Source organism: Novosphingobium capsulatum NBRC 12533, assembly GCF_001598375.1.
Taxonomy (GTDB): domain Bacteria; phylum Pseudomonadota; class Alphaproteobacteria; order Sphingomonadales; family Sphingomonadaceae; genus Novosphingobium; species Novosphingobium capsulatum.
Map to the genome: position 1 here is coordinate 16859 of NZ_BCYV01000011.1, position 21571 is coordinate 38429.

Sequence of the window (21571 nt, forward strand, 5' to 3'; positions counted from 1 at the left end):
CGCCCGGTGTGTCGATCGGACCGGCCGGGCACAGCGATCCTTTACGCCCGACTCAAGGAAGCCACGCCGATGCTCGTTCCCCGCCATGCCCTGCCGCTGGCTTTGCTGATAGCCATGGGCGGCGCGCTGGCCGGATGCCACCATGATGGCACGCCCGATGCAGCGGCGAACGGGACCACCATTGGCGGCGATTATCGCCTGGAAGGCAAACGCACGTTTCGCGGCATGATCGGCGGCAATGCCACTGTCGCGGCTGGCGCCGATGTCACCGTTGCCGGTATGATCGGCGGAGACCTGATCGTGGAGCAGGGAGCCCGGGTGACGGTCAAGGGCCTGGTCGGCGGCCGCATCATCAACAACGGCGGCCAGGTCGACGTGCGCGGCGCCGTGGGCGGGGCGTAATTCCGCAATCTTGACGGGACTCGCCGCGCACGGCATAGGCGCGGCCAAGGCGATGGATTTCCGCCGGGCATTTTGCCGAACCGCCTGCCGCGCCAAACGGCGCCAGGGCTGATGATTCCTACCTGAAACCAAGCTGCCCGACCGGGCACATGCAACAGGAGGAATCGTGCGCGCTTTTTTCACCCGTTCGTTCGTCACGCCGGCCCGCATCCGCTTTGTGCTGGCGCTCCTGGCCATGGCGCTTGCCGTGGGCACGGCTTGCGCCGGCTTTCTCTGGTCACTCGATGCGGTCACGCGGCTGCGCTTTGCCGCGCCCTGGCTGCTTTATGGCCTGCCGCTGTGTGGCCTTGCGGTGGCCTGGCTGTATCGCCGCTTTGGCGCGCGGGCAGAGGGCGGCAACAATTTGATCCTCGATGAAATTCACGAACCCGGCGGCGGGGTGCCGCTGGCCATGGCGCCGCTCGTGCTGATCGGCACGGTGGCCACGCATCTGTTCGGCGGATCGGCCGGGCGTGAAGGCACCGCAGTGCAGCTGGGCGGCAGCCTGGCGCATGGCCTGGTCGATCGCCTGGGCCTGACCGGCAAGGCCCGGCGCCTGCTGCTGATGGGCGGGGTGGCGGCCGGCTTTGGCGCGGTGTTCGGCACGCCGCTGGCCGGTGCGGTCTTCGCGATCGAGGTGCTGGCGCTGGGCGGGCTCGACCTGGCTGCCCTGGTGCCGTGCCTGGTGGCGGCGCTGGTGGGTGATTTCGGCTGCCGGCTGTGGGGTGCGCACCACACGCTCTATCCCCACATCAGCCTGCCACAGACCGATCCCGCCGGTTTTGCCGTCCTCCTCGCCAAGGCCGCGCTGCTCGGCCTTGCCAGCGGCGTGGTGGCGCGCCTGTTTGCCGAGGCGAACCATGGCGTTGCCGATCTCTACAAGCGTTTTGTTGCCATTCCGCTGGCGCGGCCGGTAATCGGCGGGGTGCTGGTCATCGCCTTGACCTTTGCCTTTGGCACGCAGGACTATCTCGGGCTGGGTGTGCTGTCAGCCCATCCCGGCGCGCCCACGCTGCCGGGCTTTTTCGTGGCCGGGCCTGACCGGTGGAGCTGGCTGATCAAGCTGGTGTTTACCGTCGCCACGCTGAGCGCCGGGTTCAAGGGGGGTGAGGTGACCCCGCTGTTCTTCATCGGCGCGGGTCTGGGCAGTGCGCTCTCGCTCGTGCTGGGCCTGCCGGTGCCGCTCGCGGCTGCAGTGGGCATGGTGGCGCTGTTCGGCGCGGCGGCCAACACGCCGGTGGCCTGCGCGGTGATGGGCCTGGAACTGTTCGGGATAGATGCCGCCCCGGTGCTGATCGTGGCGTGTGTGGCGGGCTATCTCGCTTCGGGCCATGGCGGCATCTATCTGTCGCAGCGGATCGCCCGGCCCAAGTGGCCCCGCCGCAGCGGCGGGGCATCACTGCGGGCGGTGCGGCACGTCTGGCTCTGACGCCGGGCCGGCGCCCAGCACCGCGCGCAGGCCGGCGGTATCGCGCAGGCGCACTTCCTGCTGCGGATAGGGCACTTCCACGCCGTGTTCCTGAAACAGCTGCCACAACGCGCGCAGCACCTGGCTGCGCACGTTGCCGGTGCCATCCTGCGGATCTTCGATCGTCACATAGATCGCCATGTCGATGCCGCTGGCACCCAGCGCGGTCATCGCCACCGATGGCCCCGGATCGCTCAGCACGCGCGGCGCGGCGCGGGCGGCCTGCAGCATCAGCTTTTCCGCCATGTCGATATCGGTGCCATAGGCCACGCTGACCGGGATGGTCAGCACGATCTGCGTGTTGGAATAGGACCAGTTTTCGACCTGGGTGGTCATGAGGATTTCGTTGGGAATCAGGTATTCGCGGTTGTCACGTGTGGCCACCGACACCGCGCGGATGCCGATCTTGCGCACCTGGCCCACGGTGCTGCCCTTGCCATCGTTGATGGCGATGACGTCTCCGGGCTTGATCGAGCGATCCATCAGCAGGATCAGGCCGGCGATCAGGTTGCCGAAGGTCTTCTGCAGGCCAAAGCCGATGGCCAGGCCAAAGGCACCGGAAAACACCGTCAGCGCGGTGAAATTGATCCCCAAAAGGTCAATGCCCATGAAGAACGCCAGCGCCCAGACCATGAGCGAGACGATCTTTTCGCCCAAGACCTGCTGCACCGGATCGAGACTGGTGGCGCGGGCAAAGAAATAGCGGGCCAGCCGGCTGCCCAGCCGGGCCAGCATGAACATGGCAAAGACCACCAGCACCATCTTGCCGGCGTTGAACACCGAGATGTGATAGTGCCCGACGTCAAACCCGAGATCGTCGAGCGACTGGAGGAAATCGCCGACCTGGCGATGCGTCTTGTGGCTGACCCAGCTGCTCATCGTGCTGCTGCCCAGGCGGCCAGCGCCTGTTCGAGATCGGCAATCAGATCGTCGGCGTCTTCCAGCCCGATGGCGAGGCGCACGGCAAAGCGATCGGCCGCGTCCATGTCGGGCCGGGGCCAGGGGCTGGCGGTGCGGATCGCGGCGGGATCGACCGGCGTGGCCAGGCTTTCAAACCCGCCAAAGCTGTAGCCGATGCCGAACAGGGCCAGCGCATCGATCAAGGCATCGCGCGCCTTGGCCGTGCCGCCCTTGAGCACGAAGCTGAACAGCCCGCAGCCGCCGGTGAAATCGCGGCGCCAGTAATCGTGGCCGGCCGATCCCGGCAGCATCGGGCATAGCACGCGCGCCACCTCGGGCCGGGTATCGAGCCATTGCGCCACGCGCAGCGCGGCCGCGGTGGCGGCATCGAGGCGCAGCGCCATGGTGCGCAGACCGCGCAGCATGATTGCGGCATCGTCTGGCGAAACCACCAGGCCCAGGTTCTGGCTGCGCAGGCGCAGCTTGCCATACCAGTGCGCGCCGGCCGTGGCGCTGCCCATCACCACGTCGGAATGGCCGCTGACGTGTTTGGTCAGCGACATGATGCTGATATCCGCGCCATGGGTCAGCGGGGCAAAGCCCAAGGGAGAGGCCCAGGTATTGTCCACCAGCACGGCCAGACCCTGTGCCTTGGCCGCGCCGATCAGCGCGGGCATGTCGGGCACTTCCATGGTCAGGCTGCCTGGCGCTTCCAGCAGCACGGCCTTTGCGCCGGGGCACAGCGCGGCAAAGGCGGCGGTGTCCATGGGATCGAACCAGATCGTCTTCACGCCGAAATCGGCCAGCAGGCCGCGCGCCATGGCGCGGCTGGGCTCATAGGCATTGTCGGTCAGCAGCAGCGTATCGCCGGGCCGCAGCACGGTGAGCAGCGCGCCGCAGATCGCGCTGACGCCCGAGGGATAAAGCACAGTGCCGCCGCCCTCGGCGCCCGGTTCCAGGCTGGTCAGTGCCTCGGCCAGGGCCCATTGCGTGGGCGCACCGCGCCGGCCGTAATAGAAATGCCCATCGGCGTTGCCGGGGTGGCTGCGCAGGGCAGCCATATCGGGATAGAGGTGCGTGCTGGCGCGCCACACCGGCGGGTTGACGACCGCGCCGGGCTGGCCGGGCGTGCCGGTCCATTCCGGCCGGCGCCCGGCGGCAACGATGCGGGTGGCGGTCTTGAGCGGCTTGTCGGAAGGGGCAGTCATGCCCGCGTGCAAAGCACAGATGCGCCCATTCCGAAAGCCTGCAAACAGATGCGCCGCGCCCGGCAGATCAATGCAACGCGATCAATCTACGCCGGTCAATCTACCAGGCAGGTGGCCGGGCCGGTTTCCTTGGGCGTGGCGGGATCGGCGCCCCATTCGCTCCAGCTGCCATCATATAGCGCCACGTCGGTCTTGCCGAGCAGGTGCAGGGCAAAGATCACGACATTGGCCGTCATCCCCGAACCGCAGCTGGCGATGACCGGGCGATCGAGATCGACTCCGGCGTCGGCAAAGGCGGCGCGCAGGCCATCGGGCTTTTTCCAGGTGCCATCAGCAGCGAACAGGCTGGCATAGGGCACGTTGCGCGCGCCGGGAATGTGGCCGCTGGCCAGCGCCGGGTTGGTTTCCTTGACATCGCCGGTAAAGCGGCCGGCGCCGCGCGCATCGACCAGCTGTTCGGCATGGCTGGACAGGTTGTCGAGCACTTGCGCCTTGGAACGCAGCGCGCTCAGGTCGCTCCACGCGGTGAAATGGCGGTGACGCAGGGTTTCGCGCCCTTGCGCGCAGGGGCGCCCTTCGGCCTTCCACTTGGCGATCCCGCCATCGAGCAGCGCCACGTTCTGCGCGCCGAACAGTGTCAGCAGAAACCAGGCGCGGGTGGACGATTTAATCGGGCTGTCATCGTAAAGCACGATGCGGCTGCCATCGCCCAGGCCCAGGCTTTGCATGCGGCTGGCGAATTTTTCCGCCGGGGGCAGCGTGTTGGGCAGGCCGGTGGCGTTGTCCACCAAGTTGCCCAGATCCATGAAGACAGTGCCAGGAATGTGGCACGCCTCATACTCCAGCGCGGCATCGCGCTTGTGTTCGGGCAAAAAGCAACTGGCATCGACGATGCGCAGATCGCTCGCACCCATCTCGTTGGCGAGCCATTGGGTGGAGACCAGCGGTTCCATGAATTTCTCCTGCCTGCGTGCGACCCGTCTGGCGCGGGTTGATTTTGGACGCTGAACTTAATCCTGCGGGGCGATGGCGTCGATTGCAAAAATAGCCAATCGACGCCCCGTTTCGTTTCACTTTTCGCCGCAGCCTCTCACAGCGCAGGCAGGGGCATGGGCCGCTGATCGAGCGTTTCGAATACGCGTGGCCCCTGATCGAGGCGAAAGGGTTGCAGCCGCGCGGCCGGATCGCCCGGCGCGGCCGGCTGGCCGACCAGGAACGCGGCATGGGCATGGGCCGCGCCGCCATCGTCCTCGCGCGTGGCCCAGACGCCAGCGCGCACGATCGGCACGAACAACTGCGCGGCGCCGGCGCGAATCGTCAGGATGGTGGACAGCGGCAGGCGCATTTCGGCCGGTACCGTCACGCTCTGGCCCGGCTCGAGCCGGGCAATCGTGCGCAGCGGCGGCAGTTCCGGCCCGGCCAGACCCAGTTGCTCGTCCATCGGGCGCGAGGCATGGGCCGAGGTCATGTCGCCCGACAGGGCGATGTCGGTCAGCGCGTGGGGCGCATGGTTGGTCAGCACCAGCCGGCATGACAGCGTGGCATTGACCAGCGTGGCGCTGAGGCGGTCAGCGTGAAGCGCCACATCCAGCCCGCGCGGCAGGCCAGTAGCGGCAAGATCGCTGGGCGGCATTTCCACCGGCGCCGCCGGCGCGGGACGCGGCGCTGGGCGATAAGGCGCGGGCGGCGGCGCAACCGGCACTGGTGCCTCGATTACCGGTTCGGGCGCCGTGGTGTCGGCCGCGCGGCGCCGGCGCCGGGCAAACAGCACGATCACCACGGCCAGCGCGGCGATCCCGGCGGCCCAGGGCCACCAGGCGTTTTCGCTGCTGCTTGCGCCGGTGTCCGGTGCGGGCGTGTCGCTGGCAAGCGGCGCCGGTTCGCTGGTGGTGCTGGCATCGGGCAGCGGGGTTGCTGGCGGCAGATCGGGCGTCGGGCTGGCTACGGGAGACGGCGTGGCGCTGGGCGTTGCGGTGTCCTGGGGCAGGGGGACGAGGCGGGGGGCTGGTGCTGGCGCTGCCGCTGCCGCGGGGGTTTCTGCGCGTGTGGCAGGCCGGCGCGTGGGCGTGGCCGCGGCGCGGCTGGGCTTGGCCTGTGGCAGGGTGATGACTGTGGGCGCGGTGGTTGGCGCTGTGGGCAGCAGGTTCGATCCCGCCGGGGCCGCCGGCTTGATCACCGGGGCAGGGCTGGGAGAATTGAGCGTGGGCAGCGTGGGCGCGGGCACGGCCGGGGTAATCGGCTGGGTGGTGGCCGGTTGGCCCGTAGCCGCCGCCGTTTGGGCCTGGGCCTGTGCCGGGACCAAAGCAGCCGGTGCCGCGATGAGCAGGGCCGATGCCGATAGGGCCGACGCCAGCAGGGCGGCGCGCGGTGATCCGGTTGCCGATGAACGTGAGAGGAAAATGCCGCGCATGGCCTGGCCTGAACTGCCTCGTTTCATGATGTGTCGCACTGGCCGGATACGGCCGGATGGCGTTGAATAGTGCCTGAACGGGCGGGCGCAAGCCGCCGGGTTGCGTCATCGCCGGGTTTCGGTGCATGGCGCGCGCAACAGAAAGGATTTTCCCGCCATGTCAGATCCCCATCGTCCGGCTTCCGGCCATCCGGCCCCGCTGCACCTGGGCCAGACCAGCGCCCTGCCGGCATCGCCCGAGGAAGCGGTGCTGGACTATGTGCCCAATCCGCGTAGCGGCACGCTCTATCTCGTGCGCTTTGCCGCGCCGGAATTCACCTCGCTGTGCCCGGTCACCGGCCAGCCCGATTTTGCCCACCTGGTGATCGACTATGCGCCGGGCGAAACCATCGTCGAATCCAAGTCGCTCAAGCTCTTCCTCGGCGCGTTCCGCAACCATAACGGCTTTCATGAAGACGTGACCGTGGGCATTGGCCAGCGCCTGTTCGACGAGATGAAGCCGCAGTGGCTGCGCATCGGCGGTTACTGGTATCCGCGCGGCGGCATTCCGATCGATGTGTTCTGGCAATCCGGCCCGCCACCCGCAGCCCTGTGGCTGCCCGACCAGGGCGTGCCGGGCTATCGCGGGCGCGGCTGAAGACACAGGCGCCTTGCCACGGATGGACGCAAAAGGGGCGATTCGGCCCCTTTTGTTTTGCATGACTGTCACGCGCGGGACCCGTTAACCATCAAAATGTCAGGTTGAAGTGGTTTTATCCGCACGGATACAGCAGGTTGCGACAATCATTTACCATTGCTTAGGATGCTTTTGCCAAAAACGCGGCAGGGGGCCGGAAACAGGAGACTTGGATATGACCTTTTTCCGCCAGCTGATTACCGACACCGAAGGCGCCACCGCCATCGAATATGGCCTGATTGCCGCCCTCATCTCCGTTGCCGCGATCACTGCCATGGGGACGCTCGGCAACTCGCTGTCCAACACGTTCAATTTCGTGTCGAACGACATGAACAACGCCTCTGACGGTCACCTCTAAGGCGCCAGCGGAACGGCCGTGATCGGCCGGGCCAGGCCTGTGCACGGTTTGGGGTAACCGTGCACAGGCTGTGCTGCCTGCGTGGCCGGCAACCCCTTTTCAAAAAATTAAGGCTATTACTGACCGAAAGTTAGTGTTTCGGCCGGTTCAGCTACGCAAAAATGCGTAGGCCATTTACCATTGGTTAGGGGGAGTTTGCCAAAAGAGCAGCGGGGTTACTCAAACAGGAGACTTGGACATGACCTTCTTCCGCAAGCTCATCAAGGACACCGAAGGCGCCACCGCCATCGAATACGGCCTGATCGCTGCTCTCATCGCTGTTGCCGCCATCACCGCCATGGGCGCGCTGGGCAACTCGCTTGGCAACACTTTCAACCTCGTGTCGAACGACATGAACAACGCTTCGGACGGCAAGCTCTAAGGCTTGATCCTGGCGCGATCGCCCGGGCCACGCCGATGCGGCGGCCGGGGCGGTCCCCAGGTCTGCGACGGTCGCCAGCGATCGGGGCGCAGACCATCCACGGTAGAGGGAAAGGGGGGCGGAAACGCCCCCCTTTCTTTTTGTGTCACGGGCAGGGATCGGGCAGCACGGCGTGCACCGCCTCGATCGCGGCCAGTGCTTCGGGCGGCAGCGTCACATCGGCACTGGCCACGGCCAGCGCCAGCTGTTCCGGCGTGGTGGCGCCAATGATGTTCGCTGCCACGAACGGGCGGCTGTTGACATAGGCCAGCGCCAGGGTGGCGGGATCGAGGCCAAAGGCATGGGCGATGGCGACATAGCGCGCGATCGCAGCGTTGGCATTGAGCGTGTCGTAGCGGGTGAACTGGTTGGCCACGTCGCGCCGCGATCCAGGGGGAATCACCCCGCCCAGATACTTGCCGGTGAGATTGCCCGCTGCCAGCGGCGAATAGGCCAGCAGCGGCACGTTTTCGCGCAGCGCCACTTCGGCCAGGCTGCCTTCGAACAGGCGATTGACCAGGTTGTAGGCATTCTGGATCGAGGCCACGCGCGGCAGGCCCTTGTCGCGCGAGAGACGAAGATACTCACCCACACCCCATGCCGTTTCGTTCGACACACCGATGTGGCGCACTTTGCCGGCCTTGACCAGTTCGCCCAGCGTATCGAGCGTTTCCTCGATCGGGGTCAGATCCTCTCGGTCCTCCACCTGCGCCAGCCCGCGCGCGCCGAACATCGGCACATGGCGTTCGGGCCAGTGAACCTGGTAGAGATCGATATGGTCGGTGCGCAGGCGCGCCAGGCTGCCGTCGATCGCCGAGAGGATATTGCGGCGATCGAGCTTGTTGTCGCCGCCACGGAACTTGCGCACCATGTCGCGCGCCGGGCCCGCCACCTTGGTGGCCAGGATCACCTTCTCGCGCTTGCCGGGCTGGGCCAGCCAGGTGCCGATATATTCCTCGGTGCGGCCGATCGTGTCGTTGTGGAACGGCGTGACCGGATAGGCTTCGGCCGTGTCGATGAAATTGACACCATGATCGATCGCGTAATCGAGCTGCGCGTGCGCCTCTGCTTCCGTGTTCTGCGACCCATAGGTCATCGTGCCCAGGCAGATCAGGCTGACATCAAGGCCGGTCGTGCCAAGTTTGCGGGTTTGCAAGGGATTGCTCCATTCGTTGCGGCTTGCGCCTTCTTGCCGATGAATTGCGCAAATGCACATGAGGATTTTTCATCGGCCGAATGGCCAATGGGCAAGGGCCAAAATGCCTTGCAAATGGAAGCAATGGAGCCAGATAAAACCGCCGCACGAGGAGCCATGCCGCACAAACGCCGGCGCCGGCCCGCGTCTGCAGCAGGCGCACCACGATGCGGCGTCACAGCCGATGGAGAGGCACAGGCCATGGCCGTTTTGCAACCCAGTCTCGATCCCGATCCCGATCACGCCGCACGGGTGTTGAATGCGGTGCAATCCTCGCGCGCGGCGGTTTCGGCGGTGGCGGCATCGTGGTGCCGATCGGCGCTGCACCATGGGCTTGATCCGGCTGCGCCGCGCAGCGTGGCAGAGCGGTTGGGCGGGGCCGAACTCAAGGCCCTGCGCGCCGGCAATGGCGAACTGCTGGCCGTGGCCGCGCCTGTGCTCGATCGGCTGTTCGGAAGCGTGGGCCTGGCGGGCGCCTGCGTGCTGATTGCCGATACCGGCGGCGTGGTGCTGGATTGGCGCGCGGGTGATGCTGACGCCAGCCGGTTCGAGGAACTGGGCCTGGCGCCCGGTGCATCGTGGGCCGAGGCGGCGCAGGGCACCAATGGCATCGGCACCTGCCTGGTGGAGGGTCGCGCCGTGACGATCCACCGTGACGAGCACTTTGCCAGCCGCAACGTGGGCGTAAGCTGCATGGATGCGCCGATTTTCGATGCCGAGGGGCGGCTTATCGCCGCGCTCGACATCTCATCGGCGCGCGGCGACCATGATCGCGCGATGGCCGCGCTGATCGCCGCGCTGGTGCAGGACGCCGCCCGCCATATCGAGCGTGACCTGTTCTGTCGCCGCTATGCCGCTGCCCGCATCGTGCTGGCCGGCACCGATCCGACCGCCCGCGGGCATGCCCTGCTGGCGGTGGACCGCGACGATCTGGTGATCGGTGCCACGCGCGCGGCGCGGCAGCATTTCCGCCTGGGTTCGGGCACGGCGATCTGCCCGCGTCCCTTGGGTGAGTTCCTCGGCGATGGCCAGCCCGCCAGCTTTGACGACGGCGATCGCGCGGTGCTGCGCCAGGCGCTGGCACGGGCCGGCGGCAACGTGAGCAGCGCCGCGCGCCTGCTCGGCATCGGCCGCGCCACGTTCTATCGCCGGATGGAGCGAGTCGGCCTGTCGCTGCGCCACTGACGAATCACTTTGGGCGCCTTTGTCGAACGCGGTTTCCCCGCGTTGCGCGGGCCATTTTGTGTGCGGTGGACGCTGCCTTGTGCAGTTTTTTTGGGGCGTCGCCGCGCGCAATGCAATTTGTGCAACTGCCCGGCGCGGGACAAATTGCCATATCGTGCCGTGCATCTGGGCCGATTAGACGGTCGCCATGATCCGCACCCGCCTTGCTGTCGTCACGCTTGCTGCGCTTGCCGTGTCTGCCTGTGGCGGGGACAAGACCCACGATGCACGCCTAGCCAAGGCGGGACCTAACCCATCGCTGGCCGCGCTGATGAACGTGGCCGATCCGCAGATCGGGGATCGCAAGGCCGCCGCGTGCAAGGCCTGCCATACGTTTGATGCCGGCGCGCCGGACATGGCCGGGCCCAACCTGCATGGCGTCTATGGCCAGCAAATGGGCCGAAACCGCCCCAGCTTCGGCTATTCCGCCGCGTTGCGCGATGCCGGCGGCAAGTGGGACGCCGCCACGCTCGATGCGTGGCTGAAGAACCCGCAGGCGGTGGTGCCGCATACCGCGATGATGTTCGGGGGGATTTCCGACCCGCTCAACCGGGCAGACGTGATTGCCTATCTGCGGTCGCAGGGGCGATAACGCACTCTTTGTACGACAGCACGGTTGTATGCACCCAGCATTTCTCGTCGCCCCGTGCTCGACACGGGGCTTGGCTACTTTGCGATCTCGCCTTGGCGCGCTGCCGTGGGATACCATTGATCCCAGAGATCTAGCCAATCGGGATTGTTTGCCTCGATCAACGCGAATTTCCATTCCCGGCGCCATTTTTTAACCAGTTTCTCACGGGCAATGGCGGGTTCGATTTCCTCGTGGCGCTCGGCGTAGACCAGCTTTGTCTTGTCAAAGTCTCTTACGTGGATCGAGCCACGACCATCGCGATGCTGCCAAACGCGTCGGATCAAATCCGACGTGACGCCAACATAGATTCCGCCTCGATAGCGGTTCGCCATGATGTAGACCCAGCCGCCCTTTTCCATCTTGCCAGCATGCCAAATGCAAGGTCGCAAGGGAAGCCGAGCCCCGTGTCAAGCACGGGGCGACGGGTGTCTAACTTCAACCCTTGCGCCCAGCATCCCCCACATCCAACCCTCTCCCCCGAAAGGGAGAGGGCTTCTTGGCATGTGTTTACTTGCCCGGATGCAGGCGGATGGCGGCGCCGCCGCCCGGCGCCAGCCACAGGTCGAGGGTGTCGCCCTTTTTCACGGTCTTGGTGTCATAGGCGATCTTGTGGCGCGCGTCGGTTTCATAGGTCGCGCCTTCGCCGTCCTTGTAAATCGTGGCGGTATAGGTCTTGCCGGGATCAAGCATGTCGAAATGCAGCGTCACGGTGCGTGCGGTGGCGTCGTTGACGCCGCCGGCATACCAGTCGTCGCTCTTGCGGTCCTTGCGCGCAAAGATCGCGTATTCGCCCACTTCGCCCGCGATCAGGTGGCTTTCCGACCAATCGGCCGGCACCTGGCGGATGAAGGCCAGTTCCTTGGGATGGGCGGCCAAGGTTTCGATGAAATCGGCCGCCATCTGGATCGGCGAATAGATCGCCAGGTAAAGACCAAGCTGCTTGGCAAGCGTCGAGGCCAAAGGCGCATGCTTGGCGCCTTCCAGGCTCAGCACGCCCGGCGTGAAGTCCATCGGGCCAGACAGCATGCGGGTATAGACCAGCGTCGGCTCATGGCTCGGCCCGTTGGCGAACTGGCCCCAGGCGTTGTATTCCATGCCGCGTGCGCCTTCGCGGTCGATCCAGTTGGGATAGGTGCGGCGCAGGCCGGTGTCCTTGACCGGTTCGTGGGCGTCGATGGCGATGTGATACTTGGCTGCGGTTTCCACCACCTTCAGATGGTGTTCCACCTGCCGCTGGCCATCATGATAGGCCATGGCATAGGTATCGGGCGTGGCGCCCGGGGCGAGAATACCGCCGGCGTCCGCCACATAGCCGGTCTTGACCGAATGCACGCCCAGCGCGGCATACATCTTCATCGCATCGTCAAGCTGCGCTTCGTAATTGGCGATATTGCCACCGGTTTCGTGGTGGCCGATCAGTTCCACGCCCTTCTTGCGGGCATAGTCGGTAACGGCCTTGATGTCGAAATCGGGCGTGGCCTGGGTATAGCTGAAATCCTTGCCGTTGCCGAACCAGTTGCCGTTCCAGCCCTTGTCCCAGCCTTCGACCAGCACGCCGCCAAAGCCGTTCCTGGCGGCGAAATCGATGTATTGCTTGGTGCGGGCGGTGGTGGCGCCATGGTTTGGCCCTTCCGCCCAGGTCCAGTCGCCGCGGATCATGCCCCACCAGATGCCGACATACTTCATCGGCTTGACCCAGCTGACATCGCCCAGCTTGTTGGGTTCGTTGAGGTTCAGCTCCAGATCGTTTTCGACCAGGCCAGCGGCGTTGTCGGCAATGCGGATCGTGCGCCAGGGGGTGTTGAACGGCAGGTCACGCGTCACCTTGGGGCCGCCCGGATTGGGCGAAAGGGTGGAGCGGAAGCTGGTGCCGTCGATCCGCTTGAACCACATCGCCGAATAATCGACCAGCGCGGCTTCGTGGAACGCCAGGTGCGTGCCATCGGCCAGCTTCATGGTGATCGGCGTGTGCGCAGTCGAAACGCCATCGATCGGGGTCTTTTGATAGACCTGCTCATATCGATTCCACTCGCCACCGGGAATCCACCAGGCCGCGCCGTTCTGCGCCAGGTTGAACTCGGTCAGCTCGTCGGCGATCTTCATCGTCGTCATCGCGGCCTGGCTGGGCAGTTCATAGCGCAGGCCGAAGCCATCGTTGAACAGGCGGAAGCGCACGTTCATTTCGCGGCCGCCCCATTCGGGCACCTGCTTGAACTTGACCAGCAGCTCGGTGTGGTTGTCGGTCACGTAGCGGCGCTCGCCCCAGGGCTGTTCCCAGGTGCTGGGCGCGGGCTTGCTGGCTTCGCTGCCGATGATGTGGTTGCCGCGCACCATGGTGGGGCCGTCGGTCAGGATGAAGCCGAGCGAGGACGCGCCGATCAGGAGCTTGCCCTTGCGCGACAGGCTGTAGGTGGGGCGGCCATCGCCATCGATCGCCACGGTCAGCACCAGGCTGCCATCGGGCGAGGCGGCGGTGATCGGGCCATCGTTGACCGCGCCGGGGACAGTGGCGATCTGGGCCAGCGCCGGAAGCGGGGCGCACGCGAGGGTCAGCGCCAGCGGCGCTGCGAGACGGGTGAGAACGGACATTGGGGGGTCAGATCCTCTCTTCGATAATCAGGGCGGCAAAGCCGGGCAGATAGCCCAGGCTCGCATCGTTTTCGGCGACCAGCACCATGCCATCCTGGGCCACATCCTGCGGCCAGGCGACGGGCTGGTTGCCCATGTTGATCACCACCAGCAGCGACTGGCTGGCAAACTGGCGCCGCGCCACAAGCAGGCTGGCATCGGCGTGCAGCACGGCAAAGCTGCCGTGGCGCAGCGCCGGGGTATCGCGCCGCAGGTGCAGCAGGCGGGTGGTAAGCGCCAGCAGCGATGCCGGATCAGCTTCTTGCCGATCGACTGCGCGCGCGAGGTTCTCCTCGCCCAGAGGCAGCCAGGGGGCAGGGCCGGCGGTAAACCCGCCCATCGCGCTTTGCGCCTGCCAGGGCAGCGGGGTGCGGGCGCCATCGCGCGACAGCGTCAGCGGCCAGTTGGCGATCGCTTCGGGGTCTTGCAACTGCTCGAACGGGATATCCACTTGCGTGAGGCCCAGTTCCTCGCCCTGATAGACGATGATGTTGCCGCGCAGGGCGGCAAACAGCACGGCCTTCATCCGGGCATAGGCATCGCGCGCCTCGGGCGTGGCCCAGCGCGACAGCGCGCGCGGCGCATCGTGGTTTTCAAAGGCCCAGCTCGGCCAGCCGATGCCCGGTTCGTCCGGCCACTTGGCCAGCACATCGCGCACCATCACCGGCGTGATCTGCGGGGCATAGAGGAAATCAAAGCCATAGGCGCTGTTGAGGCGCGCCGCGCCGGCGGTGTATTCCTTCATCTCGGTTTCGGCGAGATCACCGCCCACCTCGGCCACCGTGAACACCGCGCCATAGCTGTTGCACAGGCTGCGCAGCCGCTCGATGAAGGTGATGATGCCGGGGTGCGACTGGTTGTAGATCTTGAGCTGGTAATCGAACGGGCGGGTGCGGCGGCGGCCATCCTCGGGCGCGGGCGGATTGTCGCGCAGCGTGGGGTCGTGCATCAGGAAGTTGAGCGCATCGATGCGGAAGCCATCGACCCCGCGATCAAGCCAGAACTTCATCACCCCCAGCAGCGCTTCCTGCACGGCGGGATTGTGCGCGTTGATCTGCGGCTGCTCGGCCAGGAAATTGTGCAGGTAATACTGGCAACGCCGTGCGTCCCAGCGCCAGGCCGGGCCGCCGAACACCGACTGCCAGTTCGACGGCGGCGAGCCATCGGGCTTGGGATCGGCCCAGACATACCAATCGGCGTGCGGATTGTCGCGGCTTTGCCGGCTTTCCACGAACCACGGGTGGAGGTCGGAGGTGTGGGCATAGACCTGGTCGATCGTGACCTTGAGGCCCAGTTCGTGCGCGCGCGCGACCAGGGCATCGAAATCGGCGAGCGTGCCGAACACCGGATCGACATCGCAATAGTCCGACACGTCATAGCCGAAATCGCGCATCGGCGACTTGAAGAACGGCGAGATCCAGATGGCATCGGCGCCCAGCCGCGCGACGTGCTCGAGCCGGGCGGTGATGCCGGCCAGATCGCCCACCCCATCGCCGTTGGAATCGGCAAAGCTGCGCGGATAGATCTGGTAGATCGCCGCGCCGTGCCACCAGGGCAGGTCTTGGGCGGAAGACGGGGGCGTATGCTGGGTCATTGGCCTTGCTTGGAAGAAGAAGTGGAAAGGACGCGGCAGACAGCGCTGCCGTATGCGGGCAAGTCAAGCACGATCGAGCCGGGCGCGGCCACCATGGCCGGGCATTGGCCAAGCAGGCTTTCCAGCCGCCGGGCACTGGTGCCGATCGTGCTGGCCGCCTTGATCGGCTGGCCAGAGGTGTTGAATGCGATGAGATATTCGGCGCCCGTTACAGGATCGAACCGCGATACGCTGAACAGCCCCGGCTTTTCACCATAGCTGCGCGTCAACTGTGCCCCCCGCGCCAGGGCCGGGTGTGCGGCGCGCAGCGCGTTAAGCCGGGCGATCAGCGTGTAGAGCGGATGTGCGGGGTTGAAATTGTCCTGCGCCGTGGTGCGGGTGGTGCCCAGCAGTGGCTGATCGTTGTAGCTGGCCACCTTGCTGGCGAACATGTCCTGGCGGGCGGCCTGGTCGTTGCCGTGGCCGATCATGCCCTGTTCGTCGCCATAATAGACCACCGGGCTGCCGCGCAGGGTCAGCAGCATGGTATGGGCCAGCGCGGTGCGGGCCAGCAGTTCGTCCTGGCCGATGCCGGGGCGATCATGCTCGACCAGCCAGGCGAAGCGGCCGATATCGTGGTTGTCGATGAACGTCGGCTGGGCAAGCGCTGCCTTGTCACCGCCTTGATAGAGCACGTCGCCATCGAACAGGTCGGCCAGGACATCGGTGCCCTTGTCCTGCGCCAGCACCGCGCGCACGGCAGCGTGGAAGGCAAAGTCGAGCACGTGGGGATAGCCGTCGCGCCGGGTGAAGCGGGCGATATAGCCGTTGTCAGGGTTTTCCCGCGCCACTTCGCCAAAGATGGTGAAGTTGGGAATGCCTTCGCCCCGTGCGACCGCTTCCATTGCCGGAATAAACACTTGCCAGAAGCCGGGATCGACATGGCGCGCGGTATCGATGCGGAAACCATCGACATGGAACTTGCGAATCCAGTCACCGTAGATGGCGATCATCCCGGCGCGCACGCGCGGGTTTTCGGTGAACACATCGTCCAGCCCGCTGAAATCGCCGAAGCGGCTGTTTTCGCCGCTGAACGTGCTGTCACCGCGATTGTGGTAATAGCGCGGATCGTTGAGCCAATCGGGCACCTTCACATGCTCTTCCCCCTTGGGAATGAACGGCGTGTAGGCATAGGATGGATCGACCAGCCGGGCGAAGTTGGCATCGGTGGAATCGCTGTCACCGACAAAGCCGGGATTGATTGCCGGGCCAGCCAACCCGCCCTTGCGACTGTAGGGATAGTTGGCCTTGTCGCGATAGGGGGCGGCCGTGCCAGCCGGCACTTCGCGATACTGGATCACGTCGGCGGTGTGGTTGACGACGATATCCATATAGACCTTGAGGCCGCGCGCGTGCGCCGCATTCACCAGCGCGGCAAATTCGGCATTGGTGCCGAAGTGCGGATCAACCTGGGTGAAATCGGTGATCCAATAGCCGTGATAGCCTGCGCTTTCCTGCCCCGGTGCGCCCTGGACGGCCTTGTTCTTGAAGATCGGGCCAACCCACAGCGCGGTAAACCCCATGCCCTTGATATAGTCGAGCTTGGCGATCAGGCCCTTGATGTCGCCACCATGGTAGAAGCCCTTGTCCGCCGGATCGAAGCCCGACTGCAGGCGCCCACCGGCAATGCCGCCGGAGTCGTTGGCGGTGTCGCCATTGGCGAAGCGATCGGGCAGCACGAAATAGATCGATTCCCCTGCTGCCGGCCGTGCCGCCACGGCCGACGCGGATGGAACGGGGACCGGGGCGGCTATGGCTGGCGCGAGGGCAGTGGTGACCAGGGCCGCGGCAAGGGCACTGGCAAGGCGGGCTTTCATGCGACAAGTCCTTTGGGGGAAGGCGCCGCGCAATGGCGGGCGATATAGTCGGCGTGGGTGGGATAGGCCGCCACCTCGCGGGAAAACAGCGCGTGCAGCGTATCGAGCCAGCCGGCCAGGTCCGCTTCGGAAACCGCCTCGGCGAGGGCATGGCTGGTGGCCGGGATGATGCCCTGGCCGACCAAGACCTGGAGCCAGCCCACTTCGCTGAACAGGTCTGACTGATCGCGGAAGAGGTGGCCCGCGCTTTGGAACAGGGCGATCTTTTCTGCCAGGCTGGCGGGCAGGGGCAGGTTGCGACAGGCCTGCCAGAACGGCTCTTCACGCTGGTTGGCCCAGTAATGCAGCACGATGAAATCGCGGATGCGCGCCATCTCGTCGGCAAACTGGCGGTTGAACGTGTCGCGCACCGCTGCGGCCGGGCGGCAGGTCGGGCCGAACGTCATGATCCGGGCGATCATCGACTGGATCAGATGGATCGAGGTGGATTCCAGTGGTTCGAGAAAGCCGCTCGCCAGCCCCATGGCAATGACATTGTGCGACCAGGCTTGCTGGCGGCAGCCCGTGGTGAACCGGATCACGCGCGGCTCAGCGAGCGGCGCGCCATCGAGATTGGCTAGCAGGCCGGCGGTCGCTTCATCGTCTGACAGGAACGCATCGCAATAGACGCGGCCATTGCCGGTGCGGTGCTGCAGCGGGATGCGCCATTGCCAGCCCACGGCGTGGGCGGTGGAACGGGTATAGGGGGTGAGCGGCGCCGCGCTGGCGCAGGGCACGGCCACGGCGCGGTTGGCCGGCAACAGGTGCGACCAATCATCGAACCCCACGCCCAGCGTGTCGCCAATCAGCAAGGCGCGCAGGCCCGAGCAATCGATGAACAGATCGCCAGCGATCATGCGGCCATCGGCCAGGCGCACGGCCGTGACATCGCCGCTGGCGCCGTCGCGATCGACCGCCACGATCAGGCCTTCCTCGCGGATCACGCCCTTAGCCTGGGCATAGCGGCGCAGATAGGCGGCATAGAGGCCGGCATCGAAATGGAAGGCGTGCGGCATCTGCGGCACGTTGCGGTTGGTCAGCGGCGCGCCATCGTGCATCTTGCCGGCGCGGGCGGCCAGATCGTTGACGCTGTAATCGCCCAGTGGACGGGCCAGGCCGAGCCGGTGCGCGCGCGACCAGAAATGGCGGAAGGCGCCCAGGCCGATATCGCGGCCGACATCGCCAAAGGCGTGAAGATAGCTGTGCCCGGGGCGCAGCCAGCCGGCAAATTCGATGCCCAGCTTGAACGTGGCGCCGGTGGCGCGAATGAAATCGGTCTCGTCGATGCCCAACGCCTGGTTGAACATGCGGATTTGGGGAATGGTGGCCTCGCCCACGCCGATCGTGCCGATCGCGTCGCTTTCCACCAGGGTAATGCGGGTGTTCTCGCCCAGGAAATGGCCCAATGCGGCCGCACACATCCAGCCTGCCGTGCCACCGCCAACAATGGTGATCGAACGTGCTACTTGGCTGTCCATGGCCCTGTGCCCCCCGCAGGAAAGGATCGGGCGCGCAAACAGCGCCCTGCAATCCAATGCAATCGTGTCATGGCGGCGGCAGACGGTCCAGCCTGGACCGCCCGCCGCCTGAGGGAACTTACAGCTTGTAGCTCAGCGTCAGGTAGAAATCGCGACCATAGCGCTGGTAGTCGATCACCTGGCGCGGATCGTTGTTCTGGTAGGTGATGAACGGACGATCGGTCAGGTTCTTGGCCTGGAACATCACGGCCAGACCGGCAAAGCGCGAACCAGGCTGGAATTCGTACCCGATCTGTGCGTCGAGAATGCCTTCCGACTTGGCGGTGCGGTAGGTCGGGTTGGCCGACAGACCGGCCACTTCAGCCAAGAAGCTGGAGCGGAAGCGGTAGTTGGCGCGTGCCTGGAAACCGGCCTTTTCATAATAGACCGAACCGTTGGCCACCCAGTCCGACAGGCCGGGCAGGGTGATCGGGTCGTTGGGGTTGTTGGCAAAGACGATGCGGCTGTCGGTGTAGCTGACCGAGCCGAACACGCCGAACCCGTCGAGGGCCGGGGTGAACAAGGCGAAGGGCAGCGATACGGTGGCTTCGGCGCCCTTGACGTTGCCCTTGCCGGTGTTGCCGGGCGCGGTGACCGGACCCACCGTGGTGGCGATCTGGTCACGGATGCTGGCCGGCAGGCTCGCAACCACAGACTTGAAGTCATAGGCATACGAGTTGTTGGGGTCGACGAAGTCGGTCAGGCGCTTGTAGTAGAGCGCTGCCGAGACATAGCCGCCCTTGGCAAAGTAATGCTCGGCCGAAAGATCGAGGTTGGCCGACTTGTAGGGACGCAGCAGGGCGTTGCCGCCGTTCGAACTGAAGAACGGACGGGTCGGATCGGTCGACCCGATGTTGGTCGGGTTGATCGAGAATTCCTGGTTCACGCGCTCCTGATCCAGGCGCGGACGCACCATGGTGAGCGAGCCGGCGAGCTTCAGGTAGGTGGCCGGAGCGAGTTCCAGCGCAAAGTTGGCGCTGGGCAGCACGTTCCAGTACTTGGCGCCGCCGTGGGCAGGCGTGACGATCACGTTGCCGGTGGTGGCATCGAAGTTCGACAGCGAACCGTTGCTGCTCTGGTCGGTGTAGATGCCCTGGACGCCGACGGTGCCCGACAGGCGCTTGCCGCCCACGTCACCATCCAGCTTGATCATGGCATAGCCGGTCCAGACCTTTTCGGTCACCGAGTTGTCGCGCACCAGCGAGACCGGACGGTTGTCATACACCGAGTTGTACGCGTTGTTGTACAGGTACATCGGATCGAGCGCGAGCATGCGCGGCACGCCGAGGTAGGCGAGCGGAACGGTGCCGATGATCGCGGCCTGCGGGATCGGGGCAAAGGTGGTGGTGCCGCTGCCCGGGGTGCAGCCGGTGCCGCCGCCCTTGGGGCACAGGAAGTACGACGTGAACGCCGAGGTCTTCTTGCGATAGCTGTAGTTGGCGCCAACTTCCCAGCCCTTGAGCAGCCCGCCCTGGGCGAATTCGCCATCCAGGCTGGCGCGCAGCGAGGCGAGATCGTCCTTGAAGCTGGGCTTGTTGAGGAAGCCGGCCTGGACCACGGCCGTGGTGCCGTTATAGCCCCAGCCGCGCGGATCGGTGATGCCGAAGTTGGCGGCGTTGCCATAATCGAGCGTGGGCACGATATCGAACGTGCCGTTGCCGTTCTGCGAAATGTGCAGCGTGTCGCGCGCGCCGGCGTTGATGTAGCCGGTGCCCGAATAGTTTTCGAGCAGGAAGTCGGTGCGCTTGGCGTGGCTGTAGCTGGCATCCACCGTCAGGTGCATCGTGTCGCCCAGGCCGATCACGTTGTTCCAGCCGATCGACAGGTTGTCTGCCTTGCGCTGGTTGTAATCGTTGCGCATCACGGCTTTGACATTGCTGATCGTCGCGTCGGTGACGAAGCCGTTGTTCACCTTGTAGCCCGGCTGGATCACCGTGGTGTCACCACCGCCCAGGCCCGACCAATCGGGGAAGATCGGGAATTCGATGCCGCGCAGGTGCTGCGTTTCCTTGAAGTGCGAATAGAGCACGTCGAGCGTCGAATGCCAGTTGTCGTTCGGCTGGTATTCCAGCGTGGCAACCGCGCCATAGCGGTCCAGCATGTTGGACTGCACATAGGGCTTGGCACCGCCCAGCATCAGGGTCTTGCCATCGGCCAGGGTGGGGAAGCCCCAGGCGTTGTAGCGTTCATCCTGCGACGGGGCCGAGGTGGCCGAAACGCCGATGGCGATGCCAAAGGTGTCATCGGCAAACTTGTCGACGTAGGTGGCCGAGGCGCGATAGCCGTAGCGCTTGCCGTCCGGGTTGAGCTTCTGCATGCCGTTCATCTGGCCGCGCAGCTGGACCGCGATGACGCGGTTGGCCTGGGCGAGCGGGCGCAGCATGCGCAGGTCGACCGTGCCGGAAATGCCCGCCGCGATCAGCGAGGGATCGGCGGCCTTGTGAACCACCACGTTCTTGAAGAATTCCGACGGATACTGGTCATATTCGACGCCGCGGTTGTCACCCACGGTGACCTGCTCGCGGCCGTTGAGCAGCGTGGTCGAGAAATCCGGGCCAAGGCCGCGGATCGACAGGCGCTGGTCGCGCCCTTCGAGGCGCTGTGCGGTCACGCCGGGCAGGCGGGCCAGCGAATCCGCGATCGACACGTCGGGCAGCTTGCCGATGTCTTCGGCCGAAACCGCTTCGACGATGGCGATGGAGTTGCGCTTGATCGAGGCCGAGGCATTGAGCGAGGCGCGGATGCCCGAAACCACGATGGCGCCCTGTTCGGGCGTGGCATCGGCAGCGGCCTGAGGAGCCTGCGGTGCCGGGGTTTCCTGGGCGAGGGCCGGGCTGCTGCCGGCCAGAACGGTCGCCAGCGCGACCAGCGAGCAGCGCAAGCCGCCCGCAGAAACTGCGTGATGTGCCATGATACCTTCCACTCCCCCAGCCGGCCTGCAGCCGGCTACGAACCTTGTTGGCGTG

Annotated in this window: 18 protein-coding genes and 1 riboswitch; of the genes, 7 read left to right on the top strand and 11 right to left on the bottom strand. The window is 65.7% G+C overall.

Annotated elements, in window-relative coordinates; genetic code table 11:
• Window positions 1–69 precede the first annotated feature (69 nt).
• Together SCA01S_RS10265 and SCA01S_RS10270 are read left to right on the top strand one after the other, a co-directional pair.
• A complete protein-coding gene (locus SCA01S_RS10265) occupies window positions 70–402 on the top strand; it encodes a hypothetical protein (protein ID WP_054130570.1) in 333 nt (110 codons plus the stop codon).
• Between the two features lie 39 nt (window positions 403–441).
• A riboswitch (Fluoride riboswitch) is annotated at window positions 442–530 on the top strand.
• 38 nt (window positions 531–568) lie between these two features.
• On the top strand, window positions 569–1870 hold the full coding sequence (locus tag SCA01S_RS10270; RefSeq protein ID WP_062785329.1) for a chloride channel protein: 1302 nt from the start codon (window positions 569–571) through the stop codon (window positions 1868–1870).
• Here SCA01S_RS10270 and SCA01S_RS10275 read toward each other — a convergent pair.
• The 4 genes from SCA01S_RS10275 to SCA01S_RS10290 form a co-directional block, all read right to left on the bottom strand.
• Window positions 1838–2788: a mechanosensitive ion channel family protein gene (locus SCA01S_RS10275; protein WP_054130568.1), complete on the bottom strand. Its 951-nt coding sequence runs from the start codon at window positions 2786–2788 to the stop codon at window positions 1838–1840. The genes SCA01S_RS10270 and SCA01S_RS10275 overlap by 33 nt on opposite strands.
• Window positions 2785–4017, bottom strand: coding sequence for a cystathionine beta-lyase (gene metC, locus SCA01S_RS10280; RefSeq protein ID WP_062785330.1), 1233 nt, complete (start codon window positions 4015–4017; stop codon window positions 2785–2787). Before metC ends, SCA01S_RS10275 begins: the two co-directional genes overlap by 4 nt.
• Window positions 4018–4112: 95 nt before the next feature.
• Window positions 4113–4970, bottom strand: coding sequence for a 3-mercaptopyruvate sulfurtransferase (gene sseA / locus SCA01S_RS10285; protein ID WP_022675168.1), 858 nt, complete (start codon window positions 4968–4970; stop codon window positions 4113–4115).
• Between the two features lie 137 nt (window positions 4971–5107).
• Window positions 5108–6427 (bottom strand): hypothetical protein, encoded by a 1320-nt coding sequence (locus SCA01S_RS10290; RefSeq protein WP_062785332.1) that lies wholly within the window; start codon window positions 6425–6427, stop codon window positions 5108–5110.
• A 157-nt stretch (window positions 6428–6584) separates the two neighbouring features.
• Between SCA01S_RS10290 and queF the strand changes: the two genes are divergently transcribed.
• The 3 genes from queF to SCA01S_RS10305 all read left to right on the top strand — a co-directional run bounded on the left by queF (window position 6585) and on the right by SCA01S_RS10305 (window position 7882).
• On the top strand, window positions 6585–7064 hold the full coding sequence (gene queF, locus SCA01S_RS10295; RefSeq protein WP_028658479.1) for a preQ(1) synthase: 480 nt from the start codon (window positions 6585–6587) through the stop codon (window positions 7062–7064).
• Window positions 7065–7278: 214 nt separating this feature from the next.
• Complete coding sequence (locus SCA01S_RS10300) at window positions 7279–7461, top strand: Flp family type IVb pilin (RefSeq protein ID WP_022678626.1); 183 nt, start codon at window positions 7279–7281, stop codon at window positions 7459–7461.
• Between the two features lie 238 nt (window positions 7462–7699).
• Window positions 7700–7882, top strand: a complete 183-nt coding sequence (locus tag SCA01S_RS10305; RefSeq protein ID WP_054130878.1) for a Flp family type IVb pilin — start codon at window positions 7700–7702, stop codon at window positions 7880–7882.
• Between the two features lie 145 nt (window positions 7883–8027).
• Here SCA01S_RS10305 and SCA01S_RS10310 read toward each other — a convergent pair whose 3' ends face one another.
• Window positions 8028–9077: an aldo/keto reductase gene (locus tag SCA01S_RS10310; protein WP_062785628.1), complete on the bottom strand. Its 1050-nt coding sequence runs from the start codon at window positions 9075–9077 to the stop codon at window positions 8028–8030.
• A 240-nt stretch (window positions 9078–9317) separates the two neighbouring features.
• Here SCA01S_RS10310 and SCA01S_RS10315 point away from each other — a divergent pair, with 240 nt between their 5' ends.
• Together SCA01S_RS10315 and SCA01S_RS10320 are read left to right on the top strand one after the other, a co-directional pair.
• Window positions 9318–10301, top strand: a complete 984-nt coding sequence (locus SCA01S_RS10315; protein WP_062785334.1) for a GAF domain-containing protein — start codon at window positions 9318–9320, stop codon at window positions 10299–10301.
• 187 nt (window positions 10302–10488) lie between these two features.
• A complete protein-coding gene (locus SCA01S_RS10320; protein ID WP_062785336.1) occupies window positions 10489–10932 on the top strand; it encodes a c-type cytochrome in 444 nt (147 codons plus the stop codon).
• Window positions 10933–11006: 74 nt separating this feature from the next.
• Here the strand turns inward: SCA01S_RS10320 and SCA01S_RS10325 are convergent, their stop codons facing one another.
• The 6 genes from SCA01S_RS10325 to SCA01S_RS10350 all read right to left on the bottom strand — a co-directional run bounded on the left by SCA01S_RS10325 (window position 11007) and on the right by SCA01S_RS10350 (window position 21516).
• The gene (locus SCA01S_RS10325) at window positions 11007–11330 is read right to left on the bottom strand and encodes a GIY-YIG nuclease family protein (RefSeq protein WP_062785338.1); all 324 of its coding nucleotides are present in this window, start codon (window positions 11328–11330) and stop codon (window positions 11007–11009) included.
• Window positions 11331–11478: 148 nt separating this feature from the next.
• Window positions 11479–13560, bottom strand: a complete 2082-nt coding sequence (locus SCA01S_RS10330; protein WP_062785340.1) for a glycoside hydrolase family 97 protein — start codon at window positions 13558–13560, stop codon at window positions 11479–11481.
• 7 nt (window positions 13561–13567) lie between these two features.
• A complete protein-coding gene (locus SCA01S_RS10335; protein ID WP_062785342.1) occupies window positions 13568–15193 on the bottom strand; it encodes an alpha-amylase family glycosyl hydrolase in 1626 nt (541 codons plus the stop codon).
• Window positions 15190–17049 carry an alpha-amylase family glycosyl hydrolase gene (locus tag SCA01S_RS10340; protein ID WP_062785344.1) on the bottom strand — a complete coding sequence of 620 codons (1860 nt, stop codon included), beginning with the start codon at window positions 17047–17049 and terminating at the stop codon, window positions 15190–15192. The genes SCA01S_RS10335 and SCA01S_RS10340 overlap by 4 nt, the downstream gene beginning before the upstream one ends.
• The gene (locus SCA01S_RS10345) at window positions 17046–18566 is read right to left on the bottom strand and encodes a tryptophan halogenase family protein (protein WP_062785346.1); all 1521 of its coding nucleotides are present in this window, start codon (window positions 18564–18566) and stop codon (window positions 17046–17048) included. The genes SCA01S_RS10340 and SCA01S_RS10345 overlap by 4 nt, the downstream gene beginning before the upstream one ends.
• Before the next feature lie 118 nt (window positions 18567–18684).
• On the bottom strand, window positions 18685–21516 hold the full coding sequence (locus tag SCA01S_RS10350) for a TonB-dependent receptor (protein WP_062785348.1): 2832 nt from the start codon (window positions 21514–21516) through the stop codon (window positions 18685–18687).
• Between the last annotated feature and the right edge of the window lie 55 nt (window positions 21517–21571).